The sequence below is a fragment of the Amycolatopsis sp. NPDC049159 genome (assembly GCF_040648295.1).
Classification (GTDB): Bacteria; Actinomycetota; Actinomycetes; order Mycobacteriales; family Pseudonocardiaceae; genus Amycolatopsis; species Amycolatopsis pretoriensis_A.
Genome location: NZ_JBEZDL010000039.1, coordinates 25,967 through 39,810 on the forward strand (window position 1 = coordinate 25,967; position 13,844 = coordinate 39,810).

At 72.4% G+C, this 13,844-nt stretch carries 13 protein-coding genes; 7 read left to right on the forward strand and 6 right to left on the reverse strand.

The annotated features are described in order from the left end of the window. Positions 1-316: 316 nt before the first annotated feature. From AB0B33_RS44095 to AB0B33_RS44110, 4 genes are all read left to right on the forward strand, one after another. Entirely contained in the window at positions 317-2,863 is a 2,547-nt protein-coding gene (locus AB0B33_RS44095; protein WP_360783427.1) for a CHAT domain-containing tetratricopeptide repeat protein, read from the forward strand. Positions 2,864-2,994: 131 nt separating this feature from the next. Then, a complete protein-coding gene (locus AB0B33_RS44100) occupies positions 2,995-3,483 on the forward strand; it encodes a DUF4232 domain-containing protein (protein WP_360783430.1) in 489 nt (162 codons plus the stop codon). Between the two features lie 20 nt (positions 3,484-3,503). Next, on the forward strand, positions 3,504-4,115 hold the full coding sequence (locus AB0B33_RS44105) for a DUF4232 domain-containing protein (protein WP_360783432.1): 612 nt from the start codon (positions 3,504-3,506) through the stop codon (positions 4,113-4,115). Between the two features lie 198 nt (positions 4,116-4,313). Then, positions 4,314-5,150 carry a maleylpyruvate isomerase N-terminal domain-containing protein gene (locus AB0B33_RS44110; protein ID WP_360783434.1) on the forward strand — a complete coding sequence of 279 codons (837 nt, stop codon included), beginning with the start codon at positions 4,314-4,316 and terminating at the stop codon, positions 5,148-5,150. 270 nt (positions 5,151-5,420) lie between these two features. On the opposite strand, the gene AB0B33_RS44115 is transcribed toward AB0B33_RS44110, so the two are convergent. After that, entirely contained in the window at positions 5,421-6,401 is a 981-nt protein-coding gene (locus tag AB0B33_RS44115; RefSeq protein ID WP_360783436.1) for a small ribosomal subunit Rsm22 family protein, read from the reverse strand. Positions 6,402-6,422: 21 nt separating this feature from the next. Then, positions 6,423-6,680 (reverse strand): hypothetical protein, encoded by a 258-nt coding sequence (locus AB0B33_RS44120; protein ID WP_360783439.1) that lies wholly within the window; start codon positions 6,678-6,680, stop codon positions 6,423-6,425. 158 nt (positions 6,681-6,838) lie between these two features. Between AB0B33_RS44120 and AB0B33_RS44125 the strand changes: the two genes are divergently transcribed. The 3 genes from AB0B33_RS44125 to AB0B33_RS44135 are packed head-to-tail and all read left to right on the forward strand — an operon-like array spanning position 6,839 to position 8,925. Continuing rightward, a complete protein-coding gene (locus AB0B33_RS44125) occupies positions 6,839-7,264 on the forward strand; it encodes a YciI family protein (RefSeq protein ID WP_360783441.1) in 426 nt (141 codons plus the stop codon). Continuing rightward, positions 7,264-7,620, forward strand: a complete 357-nt coding sequence (locus AB0B33_RS44130; RefSeq protein WP_360783444.1) for a YciI family protein — start codon at positions 7,264-7,266, stop codon at positions 7,618-7,620. Before AB0B33_RS44125 ends, AB0B33_RS44130 begins: the two co-directional genes overlap by 1 nt. 39 nt (positions 7,621-7,659) lie before the next feature. Then, the gene (locus AB0B33_RS44135; protein WP_360783447.1) at positions 7,660-8,925 is read left to right on the forward strand and encodes an RNA polymerase sigma factor; all 1,266 of its coding nucleotides are present in this window, start codon (positions 7,660-7,662) and stop codon (positions 8,923-8,925) included. Between the two features lie 474 nt (positions 8,926-9,399). On the opposite strand, the gene AB0B33_RS44140 is transcribed toward AB0B33_RS44135, so the two are convergent. The 4 genes from AB0B33_RS44140 to AB0B33_RS44155 all read right to left on the reverse strand — a co-directional run bounded on the left by AB0B33_RS44140 (position 9,400) and on the right by AB0B33_RS44155 (position 13,816). Next, on the reverse strand, positions 9,400-9,954 hold the full coding sequence (locus AB0B33_RS44140) for an HD domain-containing protein (RefSeq protein WP_247017644.1): 555 nt from the start codon (positions 9,952-9,954) through the stop codon (positions 9,400-9,402). A 10-nt stretch (positions 9,955-9,964) separates the two neighbouring features. Then, positions 9,965-11,644, reverse strand: a complete 1,680-nt coding sequence (locus AB0B33_RS44145; RefSeq protein ID WP_360783451.1) for a lactate permease LctP family transporter — start codon at positions 11,642-11,644, stop codon at positions 9,965-9,967. Positions 11,645-12,175: 531 nt separating this feature from the next. Continuing rightward, a complete protein-coding gene (locus AB0B33_RS44150) occupies positions 12,176-12,958 on the reverse strand; it encodes an IclR family transcriptional regulator (RefSeq protein ID WP_086860412.1) in 783 nt (260 codons plus the stop codon). 288 nt (positions 12,959-13,246) lie between these two features. After that, complete coding sequence (locus AB0B33_RS44155; RefSeq protein ID WP_360783455.1) at positions 13,247-13,816, reverse strand: helix-turn-helix domain-containing protein; 570 nt, start codon at positions 13,814-13,816, stop codon at positions 13,247-13,249. Positions 13,817-13,844 lie beyond the last annotated feature (28 nt).

A 13,844-nucleotide genomic window follows, 5' to 3' on the forward strand; every position in this document is an offset into this window, starting at 1 on the left:
CGTTCACCGCGTCTGGCGTCATGAACGACTCGTTCATGACGTCAGGGGCGGGGGTCGGCCGGTGTCGGCGAGGAGCCTGGCGTCGCTCGGCCCGGCATTCCCGGTCCCGCGCCCCGCCCGCCGGAGGTCATGAAAGGACCATTCACCGCGCCGGACGTCATGAACGACTCGTTCATGTCATCCGCGGCCCGGATACCGCGCTGTGACGTGAAAATCTGCCCTCCCGGCGAGAACTCCCGGATCGCCCGGGGTCGGAGGTACGATCCGGGGCGTCCTTCTCGGCCGAGGGGGACCGCCCCGGCCGGAAGGGCAGCCCGTGGTCGCGTCGCCGAAGGCGGAAGACCGGGTGCGCGACCTGCATCGGCGTGCGGTCGCGGCGACCAACAACGGCCAGCCCGTGGTCGGTGGGCGCCTGATCCGTTCCGCCGCACGGCTTCTGGGGCTGCCCGCGACCGCGCCGCCGCCCGGGTGGCCGGCCTGGCCCGACCTCGCCACGCGCGTGCTCGGCACGTACGCGGCCGTCGAAACCGCGCTGGGCAACAGCGCGCGCGGCCTCGCCCTGCTCGACGAGGCCGACGTCCTCGTCTCCGACGCCGGGCGCGGGATCCTGCGCCAGCAACGCGGTCTGGTGTTCATCCTCATCGGACGGATGGACGAGGCGCTCACCTGCTTCGACGAGGCGATCCCGCTGCTGAGGCAGGCCGGCGAGTTCGTCGTGCTCGCCCGGACGCTGCTCAACCGCGCGATGCTGCACCAGTACGCCGGTCGCGTGCGGCTCGCGCTCGCCGACCTCGACCAGTGCGAGCAGATCGGCGCCGGCCAGCCCGAAGAAGAAGGCCTGGCCAGGATCTTCGCGAAGGCCGCGCACGGGCGCGGACAGGCGCGGGTGCTGACCGGCGACATCCCGGGCGCGCTGCGCGACTTCGACGCGGCGAGCGGGTTCTACGCCGAGCAGAGCGTCGGGATGCTGCCCGTGCTGGCCGTCGACAAGGCGCGGGCGCTGCTCGCCGCCGGGGTGCCGCAGGAAGCCGCCGCCGAACTGGACGCCGCGCTCGAACAGTTCCCGCGGCTGCGGATGAACCAGGAGCACGCCGAAGCCGAACTCACGCGCGCACTCGCCGCGCTCGCGAGCGGTGACCCGGCGGCCGCGCGCAGCTGGGCCGGGCGCGCGGAACGGCGGTTTCGCCGCCGTGGCAACGAAACCTGGGCAGCGGTCGCGCAGCTGACCGCGCTGCGCGCGGACTTCGCGGCCGGACGGCGGATCGCCCGGGTCGCCTCGGAAGCGACCGCGCTGGCCGGCCGGCTCACCGGGCTGGGCCTGCGCAACGACGCCGAAATCGCGGCGCTGCTGGCCGCCCGGGCCCGGATCGCGCTCGGCGACCTCGACGGCGCCCGGGCCGGCATCGCCCCGCGCGACCGCCGGACCGCGCCGCTGGAAAACCGCCTGGTGCGGCGGCTCGCGCTGGCCGAACTCGGCGCCGCGACCGGCCACCGGCGCATGACGTTCGCGAACGCGCGAGCCGGGCTCGCCCAGCTGCAGCGCCACCGCAGCCGGTTCGGCAGCGTCGACCTGCAGACCGCGATGACGTCGCTGGGCAAGGAACTCGCCGACGCCGGTCTAGCCGCCGCGCTCGCCCAGCGTTCGCCGGGGGTGGTGTTCCGCTGGCTCGACCGGTCGCGCGCGCAGGCGTTCCGGTTCCGGCCGGTGCGCCCGCCCGCGCACCCCGAGACCGTCGACGCCGTCGCCGAGCTGCGGTACCTCTCGATGCAGATCCGCGCCGGCGAGCTGTCCGGGAAGCCGGACGCCCAGGCCGTGAAGCGCTGTGCCGCGCTGGAACGGGAAATCCGCGCCAAGGGCTGGCAGGCGGAGGGCACCGACGAGGACCACCCCGAAGCGAAGCTGCGCGAGATCGGCGACGAGCTCGCCGCCACCGGCAGCGCGATGGTCTGCTTCCTCGCCGACCACGGCGCGTTGTGCGCGCAGGTGATCGCGAACCACCGGGTGGCGCTGATCGAGCTCGGGCCGGCGTCGGCCGTCGCCGAGCCGGTCGCGCGGCTGCACAGCGACCTCGACGCGTTGTGCGGGCGCCAGCTCCCGCCGCAGCTGGACCAGGTCATCCGCCGCTCGGTGCGGACGCAGGTCACCGCGCTGGACGCGATCCTGCTGGCGCCGCTGGCGACCCGGCTGGGCGATCTCGACGTCGTCGTCGTGCCGACCGGCGCGCTGTCGGCGATCCCGTGGGGGCTGCTGCCGACGGTGCGCGGCCGGCCGGTGACGGTCACGCCGTCGTCGTCGGCCTGGCTCGACGCGGGCCGCCGTCCGCGCCGCGCGGGCGGGGCGCCGCTGCTGGTCGCGGGCTCGGACCTGACCCACGCGGACACCGAGATCTCGTCGCTGGCGCCGCTGTACCCGGAGGCGGAGGTGCTGACCGGCCCGGACGCTACGGTCGCGGCGACGCTCAAGGCGTTCGACGGCTGCCGGCTCGCCCACTTCGCCGCGCACGGCCACCACGAGCAGGAGAACGTGCTGTTCTCCCGGCTCAACCTCGCCGACGGGCCGCTGATGGCCTACGACGTCCAGCAGCTCGCGACGGCGCCGGAGCAGGTGGTGCTCTCGTCGTGCGACGTGGGCCAGACCGTGGTCCGCGCGGGTGACGAGGTCCTCGGCTTCACGGCGGCGCTGCTCTACGGCGGCAGCCGCACGGTGGTCTCGAGCGTGGCGCGGGTCGACGACCGGACCGCGGGCGGGGTGATGCTGGCGTTCCACCGCGCACTGGCGGCCGGGACACCGCCGGCGCGGGCGCTGGCGGACGCGGCCACGGCCGAACCGCTGATGCCGTTCGTCTGTTTCGGTCGCAGCTGACTCCCTTTCCGACGTCCGGTGATCTTGAAGGTTGCTTTCGGGTGATCGATCGCATCGCGGCGCATCCCCGAGGGGGCGGTGGGCATCTTTCCCAGTGAGTCCAGTCGATCACGGAACAAGGGAGGATGACCATGAAGCGAGCTGGTACCGCGCTGATCGTCGGGGGTCTGGCGGCCGGTGGGCTGCTCTTGGCAGGCGGGGCGGCGAACGCCATGCCGAGCGACCACCCGTGCGGCGCGTCGGACGTCGACGTGACCGTGGCCGCGGACCCGTCGAACGCGGCCGGGCACGAGGCTTACGTGCTCACCTACACGGCGGCGTCGCCGACCACGAACTGCAAGCTCGAGGGCGCGCCGACCGCGGTGGGCTTCCTCGCCGGCGGGCAGCGGCTGCCGATCGCGGTGACGACGGACGCCTCCGAGGCGGTCCCGGTGAACCTGCGCGACGGGCACCCGGCGGTGTCCCGGATCGTCCAGCGCTCGGCCGCGGCGCCTGCGGCCGCCGAGTTCGTCACGTTCGACCTGCCGACCGGGCCGTACGGCCAGCCGGTGAGCGTCGCGTGGCCGGCGGGGGCGCCGGTGAAGGGCGAGACCGTCCAGGTCACGCCGGTCGGCAACTGACGTCCGGGAGGGGATTTCCGATGAAGCGCATCCTGCTGGGGATCGGCTCGGCGGCGGGGGCCTTCGTGCTGGCGGCGTGCGGGACGTCCACGGCGGCCCCGGCGCCCGCGGCAGGCTCCGGTTCCGGGTCCGGCTCCGCGAACGGCGCGGCGGCGGCTCCGGCGGGCGGCGGGGTGGCCGCGGCGTCGACCGCGACGCCCCGGTGCACCACGGCCGACCTGGAGGTCCTGCTGGGCAAGCCGGCCGAGAAGAACGACGCGCCGGGCCAGTACGACCTCCCGCTGACCTACCGGAACACGACGAACCACACGTGCGGCCTGTACGGCGTCCCGGGCGTCGACCTGGCCGGCCCGGACGACCCGGCGTTCGGCCCGGTGTACCACCTGACGCGCGTCGACAACGGCGTGAAGTACAACGAGGTCACCCCGGGGACGACGGCGTCGGCGACGATCACGGTGGTGAAGCCGGCGGACGGCGAGCCGACGTGGACGCCGTCGAGGCTGAACACGATCCCGCCCGGGTCGACGAAGGCGCTGACCGCGGACTGGCCGGCCGACCTTCCGGTCCTCCGCCAGGACGCGGCGACCCACCCGGGTTCGTACGTGAACGGCATCCTGGCCGACCCGGCCTGACGGCCATCTCGTCACTCGATCGGGTGATGCCTGGAGCCGCGCGTCATTCCTGGCGTGCGGCTCCCTCTTCCTCACTGCGGCGGTAACCGGCCGGCACGCCCCCCGACTGGCCGGTTACCGCTGCGAGTTCCCTACTCACAGTGGAACCGCACCCTCGGAGACCCGGGACGACCGCGCGGCGGCTTACCTTCGGAAGCTGTGACGGTCGAACAGTGGGAGTCGGTGCGCGCAGCCCTGCCGGACGTCGGCGGCCGGTTCGCGGATCTGGTGGCGAGCGTGCCGGACGCGCACGCGAACTCGCTCGGCGAGTGGTCGATCGCCGAAACGGCGTCGCACGTCGGCATGATCGCCCTGATGTACACGGCGATGATCCGCGGCGACGGCGGCCCGCTCCCGTTGCCGGGCCTCGAAGACCCGATCGATTCGGCGAGCATCGACACGATCGGCCGGATGAACGAGCTCGCCCTGGAGCTCTACCCGGAACGCGACCCGGCCCGCCTGGCCGAGCGGCTGCGCGCGGACATCGCCGAGGTCCTGCTGGTCAGCGCGGACCTCGACCCGGAGAAGCCGGTCTGGTGGCTGGGCGGCTCGCGCGTCCCGGTGGCGGGCGTCCTCGCGCACCTGGTCAACGAGATGCTCCTGCACGGCCTCGACATCGCCCGCGCCCTCCGGCGGCCGTGGCCGATCCCGGCGCGGTACGAGGCGATGTTCCTGGAGCTGTTCCTGTTCGGCATGGTCCGCAACGACATGGGCAGCCTGCTCGACGACGCGACGCCGTCCGCGCGCCGCATCGCGGTCGAATTCCGGTCGGCGTACACGGAGCCGGGCGTACTGGCGCTGCAGCACGGGAAGCTGCGCTTCGAGGAACCGGACGGCACGGCGGACGTCCGCCTGCGCTTCGACCCGGCGGTGCTGGTCCCGATGATGTTCGGCCGGATCTCCCGGCCCAGAGCGGTCTTGACGGGCGGCGTCCGGATCGGCGGGCGGCGGCCGTGGCTGCTCCCGGCGTTCCTGCGGACGGTGCGGATGCCTTAGCGGAGCACGTCGAAGGTCAGGTGGGTGGCGTTCGGCGTCTCGGCCACCGCGGTGCGCTTCAGCCGGACGTGCTCGCCGGGTGGGCCCATGCGTCGTGCCGATTCGCACGTCTTCCGGCCGAGCACGAACCCACCGATGCCCTCGGACGGTCTCCCCGCGACTCGCCACCGGCGGCCGGCGTTCCTGCCGGCCGCGCGGCGACACCAGCGCCGGGCAGCGGGTGTTCCGAGGAGTGCGGGCCGGGCAGGCGCGGGCCACCCTGCCAGCGGATCAGGCGGAAGACCAGCCGTCGCCCCACTCGGCGTCGCGGGCCGCGCGGTACCTCGGGCCCTGCTTCTTCGAGACCGCGACACCCGGCTTCAAGCCGTCGCCGGTGCACAGGTCGAGGGCGACCCAGCCCTTGTGCTTCTTCGGGTGCCGGATGATCCGCGCGTCCGGGCGCTCCGGCGTGAACCGCGCCGCGACGACGTACGCGAACTTCTCGTCCTCGAAGCCGAGCGTCGCCGCCTTCAACCGCCGGTGCAGGCCCGACCGCGGGAGGCGCGCGGCGAAGTGGCACCAGTCCTTGCCGGGCTCGATCGGGCAGGCGGCGTCGTGCGGGCAGGGCGCGACGACGTGCAGCCCGAGGTCGATCAGCTCGGCGCGGGCGGCGCGGATCCGCTCGTAGCCCGCCGGGGTGCCCGGCTCGATCAGTGCGACCGCTTCCGCCTTCGCCGCCAGCCAGCGCACGACGTCCGGGCGGGTGGCTTCCGGGAGTTCGCCCAGCACGTAGGAGAGCGTGACGAGGTCCGCTTCCGGCGCCGAGGCGGCCGGGTCCACGAAGCCGCGTCGCCACTCCGCGTTCCGGACCGGCGCCTGGAGCGCGTTCGCGGCCAGCCGCTTCCCGAGCCCGATCGCGCCGGCGACCTGCTCCACGACGGCGCACTTCGCCAGCGACGGCCAAACGGCCGCGGCCGCCCACACCGCCGCCCCGGTGCCCCCGCCGACGTCGACCTGCGTACGCGGCTCGAAGCCCGGAGCGCGCGAAGCGGCTTCGGCGAGCACAGCGTGTACGGCGGCGTAGGTGGCCGGCATCCGGTAGCCGGCGTACGCGGCGACGTCGACTTCGGAGGCCAGGATCGGCGAGGTCGCCGCGTCACCTTGGCGGTAGCGCGCGCTGAGCCGGTCGACGGACTGGCTCAGCCGGCCCACGGGGTGCCTGGCCAGCTCTTCGTCGAGCGCGGAGGAGAGGTCGTCGGGGAGTACCGCCACGACGGCAGGTTAGCCGGGCTCTCACCAGGGTTTGGCGTCGCGGTCGCGCGCCCAGCGCCAGGCGAGCGCCGGGCCCCGCCGGAGCAGCTGCCCGGCTCGCCGCAGCGGGCGCGGGCGCCGCGGCTCGTCTTCGGTGGCCCGCCAGATCTTCGCCGCGCGCGGGTACCGCCGCCGGACGTTGCCCAGGGACGTGTCCCACACCGGGAAGCCGGGCTTGGGCCGCCGGTCGCCCCCGGCCGGGAGCCGGACGATGTAGCGCCGCGGTTCTTTCCGATCCATGTCCCCACCCCTCGGCGGGAACCGTCCCCGCGTCCGAATCATCCCCCGAGGCGACCCTGAGCTGCTAGTTTTCCGGCGCCAAAACTTTTTTGCCGGAGCTGTCGATCCGGGGCTGCGCCGTTCGACGCGTGGGCAAGACCGACCGAGAGGAGACCGCGATGCGGTTCATGGTGATCGTCAAGCAGAACGAAGAGTCCGAGGCGGGCAAGGGCCCGAGTGCGGAACTGCTCGCCGAAATGGGCAAGTTCAACGAGGAGATGGTCAAGGCCGGCATCCTGCTCGCCGGTGAGGGGCTCACGCCGAGCTCGCAGGGGGCGCGCGTGGTGTTCTCCGGCAGCGAGGACCCCAAGGTCGTCGACGGCCCGTTCGCCGAGACCAAGGAGCTCGTCGGCGGTTTCTGGATCCTGCAGTGCCGCGACCGCGAAGAGTGCATCGAGTGGATCAAGCGGATGCCGAACCCCGACGGCCAGGCCGGCGAGGTCGAGATCCGGCGCGTCGCCGAGGCGTCCGACTTCGAGAACATGACGCCCGAGGTCGAGGAGCTGGAAGGGCGGCTGCGCGCGCAGAGCGCCCAGGAGGCGTGATGCGGTTCCTCGTGATGGTCAAGGCCACCGCCGAGTCCGAGGCGGCCGGGTACCAGCCCACGGCCGAGGAACTGACCGAAATGACGAAGTTCAACGCCCGGCTGCTGGACGAAGGCCGGATCGAGCTGGCCGAGGGACTCACCTCCAGCGCCGAGGGCGTCCGCGTCCTCTTCGCGGGGGACGCCGAGCCGAAGGTCATCGACGGGCCGTTCGCGGAGACGAAGGAGCTGATCGCCGGGTTCTGGGTGCTGAACGGCGAGTCGCTCGAGGACGTCGTCGCGCTGATGAAGCAGGCGCCGAACCCGAACCCCGAGGTGAAGAGCGGCGTGATGGAGATCCGCCCGATCGCCGAGTAGTGGGTTGCACCGCGGCCGATCACCCTGTCTGATGGCCGGGTGACGGTTGCGGACACCCGGAGCACGGTCGAAGCGGTCTGGCGCATCGAGTCGCCGCGGCTCATCGCGGGGCTGGCCCGGATGGCCCGTGGCGACGTCGGTCTCGCCGAAGAGCTGGCGCAGGACGCGCTGGTCGCGGCGCTGGAGCAGTGGCCGGAGTCCGGCGTGCCGCGCAACCCCGGCGCGTGGCTGATGACCATCGCCAAGCGCCGCGCGGTCGACCAGTTCCGCCGCAACGAGCGGTACGCGGAGAAGCTCGAGGAGGTCGGCCGCGGCCAGCAGCTCGGCGAGGGCGTGCTGCCGGACTTCGACGCGGCCCTCGACGACCACATCGAGGACGACGTCCTCCGGCTGCTGTTCGTCGCCTGCCACCCGGTGCTGAACACGCAGGCCAGGGTCGCGCTGACGTTGCGCATGCTCGGCGGCCTGACGACCGACGAGATCGCGCGCGCGTTCCTGGTCCGCGAATCGACGATCGCCCAGCGGATCGTCCGCGCGAAGAAGGCGCTGGCGGCGGCGAAGGTCCCGTTCGAGGTCCCGGAGGGCGACGAGCGCGTCGCCCGCCTGTCATCCGTGCTCGAGGTCCTCTACCTGGTGTTCAACGAGGGCTATTCGGCCACCCGCGGCGACGACTGGATGCGCCCGGCGCTGTGCGAGGAGGCGATGCGCCTCGGCCGCGTGCTCGCCGCGCTCATGCCGGGCGAGTCCGAGGTCCACGGCCTGGTCGCGCTGATGGAGCTGCAGGCGTCCCGCGCGAAGGCCCGCACCAAGCCCGACGGCGAGCCGGTGCTGCTGCTCGACCAGGACCGCTCCCGCTGGGACCGGTTCCTGATCCAGCACGGCCTGGCGGCGCTGGCCCTGTCGGAGCAGATCGCCGAAGGGGCGTACGGGCCGTACTCCGCGCAGGCGGCGATCGCGGCCTGCCACGCCCGCGCCCGGACCCCGGAGGCGACGGACTGGGCGCGGATCGCGGCGTTGTACGAAGGCCTCGGCAAGCTCCAGCCGTCGCCGGTGATCGAGCTGAACCGCGGGGTCGCGGTGGCGATGGCGCACGGGCCGGAAGCGGGACTGGCGGTGGTGGACGCGGTCGCGGCGGACGAGGCGCTGAAGGACTACCACCTGCTGCCGAGCGTCCGCGGCGACCTGCTGGAGAAGCTCGGCCGGCTGGAAGAGGCGGAGGGCGAGTTCCGCCGGGCGGCGGAGATGACCGAGAACGCCCGCGAGCGCGAGCTGCTCCTCAACCGCGCGAAGGCCGTCGGCGCTTAGCGGCGTGCTCGCCTCGCTGCTGCCGGGCCAAGCCTGCGCTGGACCTGCTGGAACTGTTCGGTACCGGCGGCAGGCTCGCCGCGATCAGCGTGCTGTGCCTGCTGATCGGGGAGATCTCCGGCACGCTCGTTCAATCGGGATTCTTCAGGCTGAGCCTCACCTACCTCCGGCGGCTGACCGTGGACGACCTCGACGAGCGGCCGCGTGGTCCGCTATCGGTCTTCCGGCCGGTGACCAGTCGCGTGGTAGCGAAGTCGATCGTCTCACCATCGATGCGCTGCGCGAAGTGCTGCATATGTCGCCAAGGTTGATCACGGCGAAACCCCGGTGCTCGCTGTGGCGGTGTGTGTCAACCTGGCGACGCCGACCTGGCTCGAAGCAGTCGTATCGGGAGTGGTCGGCGTCGCTGACATCTATGATCGGGCACAGCGTCGCGGACGGCACGATCAGCTCCGCGGCGATGGGTGACCGGACCTAGCGGCCCCGCCACGACAGCGGCGACAACGTCAACGCCGCTTCCGCGATCTTCTTCGCCGTTGCCGTCTTCAGCCCCTTCGTCGCCGACGCGATCCACTCGTCCACCGGGCGTACGCCGATGTCGCGGTACTCCAGGGCCTGCAGCAGCATCTCCAGCTTGTCCGCGTCCTTCGCGCACAACGCTTCCGCCGTCGCACGGCTCTCGTACTCGTCCACCGCCTCGCGCACCAGCTCGCGTGACTTCTTCGGCAGCGCGGCCGTCTGGTCGGCGGTGATCTCGCGCGGTTCCGGCTTGCGCAGGTACTCCACCGCCGTCAGCGGGAGGTCGCCCGTGCGCGTTTCCTGCGTGTCGTGCCACAGCGCGAGGAACGCCGCCCGCTCCGGGGACGCGCCTTCTTCCGCCGCGAGCAGCGCCGCCAGCTGGGCCGCGCGGAGGCTGTGCTCGCCGACCGACTCGGGGTCGCGCACACCCGCGTGCCACCAGCCCGACCGCCGGATCCGCTTCAGGAGGCCGAGCTCGTACCCGAACGAGGCCAGCGCTTCAGAGGTCATGCCGCCCAGCCTAGGGCGACGGGATCATCGCCGTCAGGATCGTCGCCTGCAGGAGGGAGATCACGCCGACCACGGCCGTCAGCAGCAGGGACCAGAGGAACGTCTGCCGCAGCAGCGAGCCCTCCTTGCCGCTCTGGCCGATCGCCGTCGCGCCGATCGACAGGTTCTGCGGGGAGATCATCTTGCCCATCACGCCGCCGGAGGTGTTGGTCGCGCCGGCCAGGATCGGGTTCAGGTTCAGCTGCTGCGCCGAGATCACCTGCATCGGGCCGAACAGGCTGTTCGTCGACGCGTCCGAGCCGGTCAGGAACACGCCCAGCCAGCCGATGTAGGCGGAGAACAGCGGGAAGACCGCGCCGGTCGTCGCCAGGGCCAGGCCCAGCGTCTGCGTCGCGCCCGAGTAGTTCATCACGAACGCGATGGCCAGGATCATGAAGATCGTCGCGAGCGCCCAGCGCATCTGGACCAGCGTCCGCCGGTACGTCTCGAGCAGCAGCTTCGGCCGCGCGCCCATCGCGAAGCCGGCGATGACCGCCGCGATCAGCGCCACCGTGCCGGGTGAGAACAGGAAGTCCACCGTGAACGTCGCCGCGTAGGGCGCGTTCTTCGCCGTGATCGGCGGGTGCTGGATGACGTGGTTGTGCAGGCCCGGCCAGGCGAAGATCCAGTCCGCCTTGTGCAGCAGCTTCGTCAGGTCCAGCCAGGTGGGCAGGTTCTTGAAGATCGTGCCGATCCGCGAGAGGAAGATCGCGAGGATCAGGATGATGTAGGGCATCCACGCGTGGAGCGCGCGCCGGTCGGCTTTCGCGGTGGCCGGGACAGCGCTTTCTTCACCCTCGAACCGCCACACCGCCGCGGGCTGCCAGAACCGCGTCAGCACCCAGAGCGCGGCCATCGCGGTGAGCGCGGCGAGGACGTCGACGAGGCTGGCGCTGATGTAGTTGGAAGCGACGAACTGCATGGCGGCGAACGCGAACCCGGCGGTCAGCACGGCCGGCCACACCTCGAGCATGCGCTTCCAGCCGGCCAGGACGACGACGAGGAACGCCGGGATGATCAGCGCCAGCACCGGAACCTGCCGCCCGACCATGGCCGAGAACAGCTCGGTGGCCTGGTCCTGCTTGAGGTGCATGATCGGCGCGGTCAGCCTGCCGAGCACGATCAGCGGGTTGCCGAGCCCGCCGAACGCGACCGGCGCGGTGTTCGCGAGCAACGCCAGCACAACGGCCTTCACCGGCGGAAACCCGAGCGCGGCCATCATCGCCGCGGTGATCGCGATCGGCGACCCACCGCCCGCGACGCCTTCGAGGAGCGCGCCGAAGGCGAACGCGATCAGAAGGGCCTGGAGCCGCCGGTCTTCGCTGAACCCGGCGAGCACGCGCTTGATCGAGTCGAACCGGCCGGTCGCCACCGTGACGTTGTGGAAGTACACGGCGTGGAACGCGATCCAGGCCACCGACCAGACCCCGAACAGCACACCCATCGCGGCGGAGTCGAACGCCAGCGCGGCCGGCATCCGGTACAGCAGAAGCGCGACGCCGAGCGCGGTGACCAGCGCGAGCGCGGCCGAGAGGTGCGCGGAGAAGCGGACGACGCCGAGCGCGACGAGCAGCACGACGATCGGCAGCGCGGCGAGCAGCGCGGACACCCACAACCCACCCGCCGGCTGGTAGTCCTGGATCCAGGTCACGGTCGGCTCCTTCGCCGGGTGCGGGGACAGCGGGGTGGGGATCGGTGGCCGAGCGCCGGGGGTTGGGTCGGGCGGCTGCGGTGTGGCCGAGCCGGGGTGACGTTCGGGCGGACTGCCGCGGGCGGGATCGGATGTGGGCTGGTGGGGTTGGGCCGCGGCCGTGGTGGTGCGGGCCGGGTGGCTGTGGGTTGGCCGAGCCGAGGAGTCGGGGTCGGGTGGCTGCGGCCGTGGAGGTGCGGGCAATGCGGCTGCGGGTTGGCCGAGGAGTCGGGGTCAGGTGGCTGCGGCCGTGGAGGTGCGGGCCGGGCGGCTGTGGGTTGGCCGAGTCGCGGGATTGGGGTCGGGAGGCTGCGGCCGTGGAGTTGCGGACCGTGGAGTTGCGGGTTGGCCGAGTCGCGGGATTGGGGGCGGGTGGCTGCGGGTGAGGCGGTGTCGTGGGCCGTGCGGTTGCGGGTTGGCCGAGCCGTGGCTGGCCGCGCGGGTCGGGGGTGGGCCGCGAGACGTCGCCCACGCGCCGCGACCGCGAGTGGGTCAGGCGGGGCGGCTCCGGACGAAACCCAACCTCAGCGACAGTGCCGCAGCCGTGCCGGCCACCGAAGCGCCCAGCTCGTCCAAGCGCCGCAGCACCCGCGGTGCCGGTCCCGCGATGCTGATCGCCGCGATCGGCCTGCCGGAGTGGTCGCGGACCGCCGCCGCCACGCACCCGACGTCCGGCTCGTTCTCCACCTCGTCGATCGCCCAGCCGCGCCGGCTCGTGCGGGCGAGCTCGTCCAGGAGCCGGTGGGGGTCGATGATCGTCTTCAGCGTCAGCGAATCCAGCTTCATCCGGCGGACGCGCTCGGCGCGGTCGACCTCCGGCAGCGCGGCGAGCCACGCCTTCCCGAGCGACGTCGCGTGCTGCGGGCGGCGCGTGCCGAGGCGGCAGGCGAGCGTCACCGCGCTGGCGCTGCGTTCGGTGGCGACGTAGACCATCGTGTCGTTGTCCGGCACGGCGAGGTACGTCGTTTCACCCGAGCGTTCCGCGAGCGACGCGAGGTACCGCGGCGCGCACCGGTGCAGGTCGGTCGCCGCCATCGCGCGGGCGCCGAGCTCGACCAGCCGCGTGCCCAGCCGCACGCGGCCGGTGATCTGGTCGGCTTCGAGGTATTCGAGGTTCTTCAAGGTGCCGACGATCCGGTACGCGGCACTGCGGGAAAGCCCCAGTTGCCGCGCGATCGCATTGGTGGAAATCTCCTGGTGCCGGCCCACGTGCTCCAGCACCGCGAGTCCGCGTTCGAGAGTTCCGCTGTTCTCCAGCCCGCGCTCCGGTCCCACGTTGCCCTCCGTTGGACGTTCCCGGTTTCCGCTCAGCGGCAAGGCTTTCCGCTGGGTGGGTTTGGACCGTAACACCTCCGATGTATGTACGGAAGATCTTGAAACGCTTCAGGATAAACGCGGTTACTTGTGCACGCTAATTGGTACAACCTCCGATGGTTAAGTTTCCTACCTATGGCGGTTGCGGGCGTCTGAACAGGCCGGATCGACAACTTCGACAACGTTGTCGTTCAGGTCCGTGAATGCGCATTCACGAACCTGAACCGCGCGCCGGTCAGCGGGGAAAAGTCACGAACGCCCGGAAAGGTCGACGGCCGCCCGGACGTCGGCCATGGCCTGCCGCGCGGATTCGCCGAAGTCGCCGCCGGCGCTCCAGCGTTCGTGGGCGAGCTTCATCGCGAGCGCGCCCAGTTCCGCGGCGACGCACGCTGTCAGCTCCGGGACGCCACGCCGTTTCAGCGCGTCGGCCAGCGTCGCCGTGAGGGTCAGGCCCTTCAGGGCTTCGCGCTCCCGCAGTTCCGGGTTGGCGTCGATCACCGCCCGCCGGAGCGCGCCGAACTCGCGGCGCTCCGGCGTGAAGACCTCGCGGCCGACCGCGGCCACGGCGTCCGTCACCACGTCGAGCGGGCTGGCGGTTTCCGGCGCCGCGGCGACCGCCCCGGCCAGCAGGCCGGCCAGCGTGCCGCCGCCGAAGAGCACTTCGCGCTTGTCCTGGAAGTGCCGGAAGAAGGTGCTCTTCGTCAATCCGGCGCGCTCGGCGATGTCGATCACCGTCGTGTCCTCGTAGCCGCGCTCGGCGAACAGTTCCAGCGCGGCTTTGCTCAGCCGCTCCGGGGCGTTCGGTTGCCAGCGGGCCATGGGACCACTTTACGGCACTTGGTCCCGT